This window comes from Candidatus Glassbacteria bacterium (assembly GCA_019456185.1).
Lineage (GTDB): Bacteria > Gemmatimonadota > Glassbacteria > GWA2-58-10 > GWA2-58-10 > JAJRTS01.
The window spans coordinates 1-2,855 of sequence record VRUH01000119.1; the positions used below are offsets into that span (position 1 = coordinate 1).

1 protein-coding gene is annotated in these 2,855 nt (G+C 57.1%); it reads right to left on the reverse strand.

The features are described from left to right. Positions 1 to 2,771: hypothetical protein (locus FVQ81_18240; GenBank protein MBW7998470.1), on the reverse strand; the 2,771-nt coding region annotated here is incomplete at its 3' end. Positions 2,772 to 2,855: the final 84 nt, after the last annotated feature.

The window sequence follows — 2,855 nt, forward strand, 5'->3', positions numbered from 1 at the left end:
TATGTGTACTGCGTACTTGCTGTCAAGCCCGTGTCGGTATAGCTAGTCGATGTCTGCCATCCGCTGTCTGTACCGCCTGGGTTTCCGGTAACTTCGTCGAAGTAGTACTGAACCGGACCCGATGCATCAGTGCCTGTTGTCGCCGTCATGCTGATAGCAGTATCGCTGACAGCAGCCGGAGCACTTGAGAACGTAGCAGGGTCAGGTGTTGGAGGATCTGTGTCAGGTACACCACCACCGATGCCCATGGCCGCACGAACAGCATCTTGCACCGTCAAAAGGGTCGCTGCTGATAGCTGCGCTTCGAATACATGCGTATCACCGATCAGCCCGTTGTAGGTCGACCAACCATCGGGGTTATTGCGGCCGAGGTTGATGTAACCGGCGAAGCCCCTGTTACTGGCTTGTGCGTACAACGCGGTGTAAGGCTGGCCGCCTGTATTGCCGTTTCCTGTTCCCATCGATACCGCCACCGGATCATTTTCACCGCGCCAGAAGACCTCGAATGCGGGGTTGGCGGTGCTTGCGACGGTAAGGCTCAACACGCCTGGTTCTTCGGGTATAACGCCGCCCGTCCAAGTGTGGTTGGCTCCGCTAGCACCGCTGACCTTGACTGTGACCTGTCCGCTTACGTTATTGATACCCAAGCACAACTGATCGTAGAAAATATCCACAACCAAGCACCAATTGCCATTGGCATACCGTTCGGGCTTGACCGCAGTGACAATGGTCGCACCACTGATCGGGATGCTGGTACCAGCAGCATGCTCGCCGAGGTCGCTTACCATCGCGTCATATGTGGCGTATTTATTCGAATACCATTTTTCTCCGCCCAACGCGACGACCGTCGGAGCTCCACCTCGCTTTGTGAAGCCGTCCCATGTAAGCACGGGATTACCGACGGCAGGCAGGTTATCGTGGTCCACAGAGAATAACACGGCGATGTCCGAGCTGGTCGTGCCGGATACCGGCGCCGAGGCCGTGCCGACGTTGCCCAGGCCGTCCTGCATCATTACCGTGTAGGTGTATTGCGTGCTGGTCGACAGGCCTTCGTCTTTGTAGGTCGGGCTGGACTGCCAGCCGCTGTTGCTGCCGCCCGGGGCGCCGCTCGTCTCGGTGAAGTAGTATTCGACCGGCCCGTTCACATCCGTGCCCACAACCGCCGTCATCGTCAAGGACACGGCAATAGTGGGATAAGGCGCCACGTCAAACTGCGCCGGATTCGGCGTCGGCGCCTGGTCGTCGATCTCATTTGTCGTGCTGGCGCTTTCGACCCCCGACCAGCCGGTGGTGTTGCCATAGATGTCGCGCATCTGCACCCGGTAGGAATAACTCGTGCTGAGCGTCAACGGAAAGTCCGAGTAGGTCGCGCTGCTTTGCCAGCCGCTGTCTGTGCCGCCGGGAGTGCCGCTCGTCTCCTCGAAGTAATACTCGATGTAGCCGTTGGCGTCCGTGCCTGTGGTTGCCGTCATCGAGATGGTGTAGCCGTTTACCCCTGCCGGATTGATGGCAAACGTCGCCGGGTCAGGCGTAGGCGCCGTGTTGTCGGTCATCATCGTCTCGATAAGCGTGGTCACGCCAGGCTCGCCAGAGCCGCCCTGGATCCATCGGTAAGTTCGCAGGGTAAGGGTATCTTCTCCATCCGTGTCGAAAATAGCGAAGCACCTCGTTTTCTCAGAGTATATGTGGTACTCGCCGGGTAGGCCGGGATCCCTGGGAATCAACCCAAACGCACCGATAACCAAATGGTGGATACCTTCCTTGATGTTGTTTTGGTAGAAGTGGTCGTGGGCGGACAGCACGAAGTTAACGCCGTTGGGCTCGAAGAGCTGAGTAGTCATGTTAAACATGTTCCCGTCCGAGCCGTGGAGGCCGTAGGAAATGGCCGGGTTGTGGAAGGTGACGATCTTGAATTTCGCGTTGGAGGCCGCCAGGTCGGCGGCGGCGAAGTTCCACTGGGCGCTGCCTTCGTTGATGGCGACATAGTTATTGAGCACCAGGATGTGTACATCGCCATAATCGTAGGAGAAGTATCCGTTGCCGCCTTCGCCGTCGGTCCCGCTGGGCGATTCGGTGAAAGCCCGGGTGTTTGTGTTCCAGCCCTCGTGGTTGCCTGTGGCGTTGACAAAGGGCACGGTGGCGTTCAGGGTGGCCTGATTGGGCACGAACCACTCGTTTGCCCAGGAATCGTAGCTGGAAGTGTTACACAAGTCGCCGGCGTAGATCATCATATTCGGGTTCTTCAAAGCCGCTTGTGCGGCGATTAGGTCGTGGCCGTTTATGTCGCTTCGGCAGTCGGCGGCAAAACCAAAGTGTGCGGGCGTACCCGGCGCCGGCGCGGTGGTGAAGGTGTAATTGACGCTGACCGATGTGCCATGGGTAACCTGGTAGTTGTACACGGTGTTCGGCTGCAGGCCGGTGAGCCTGACGTTGTGAACGTAGGTGCCGTTGGTCGTATCGTCGATGCTTTCCGTGACGGCCGCGCTTCCGTAGCCCGTTGTCAGCCCAAATTCGACCGTTGCATCCGCCGTAGTGTCCGCCTCCAGACATGCGTAGACGCTGGTCTGGGTTACGCCGGCAAGCCATGGCGTATCCTTTACCGCATCTGCGAAACCCACAGATGCGGCCAATGCGACTAGCAGGAGGGCGCAACAGATCATCAGCGACAACTGTCGCCCGCCCGGCTGTTTCGTGTTCGACTTAGTTGATTTCTTGTTCATGTCCGTCATTGATAGACTTCCTGCTACTGCAGGTAAATAAACTTTCTTCATGATTTCTTGCTCCAAATAAATTTCTCATTTTCCCTTAAACCTCTCAATTCTTTATCAGATTTTATTCCAAACAAAGAAGGAGAC